The sequence below is a fragment of the Pseudomonas sp. EA_65y_Pfl1_P113 genome (assembly GCF_963970525.1).
Classification (GTDB): Bacteria; Pseudomonadota; Gammaproteobacteria; order Pseudomonadales; family Pseudomonadaceae; genus Aquipseudomonas; species Aquipseudomonas tritici.
Map to the genome: position 1 here is coordinate 1 of NZ_CAXAQM010000675.1, position 433 is coordinate 433.

Here is a 433-nt window from a genome sequence, read left to right on the forward strand (position 1 = left end):
GCCATTGCTTGCGAGATGCTCGCGTGCGCGCTCAAGGCAGATTTTCGCGGCCGCATTGCGTTGCCCGAACACGATCACGCGCCGGACATGAGGAGGGATGCCGACGTGGGCATAGCGCTCGGCGCCGAGCACCGCCCAGACAGGGAGCTGAAACCAGTCGATCGCCGACAAGGCGTCTTCGATCCCCTCGGCTAGCCCGAGGACGTCCTTCGGTTCGCCAAAGCGGACGCTGCCCGTTCCCAGCAGGCCCAGCGCGAGTTTGGGCTTGCGGAACGGACGGCGCAAAATGTCGGTGGGATCGAGAAACGTCCGGTGGACAGCTACCAGCCCCAGCTCGTTCTTTACCGCCGCGATCATGGCGGGAAGGCTGCGGCGATCCTTACCTTTGCCGATGATCGTTTTGGAGTTGAAACGCAGTTCCGGGGATGGTTCG

General features: G+C 63.5%; 1 protein-coding gene. It reads right to left on the minus strand.

The genetic code is table 11. From position 1 onward, the window contains the following. On the minus strand, positions 1-433 hold a 433-nt coding region (locus AACY52_RS31670), incomplete at both ends, for a toprim domain-containing protein (RefSeq protein ID WP_339561606.1).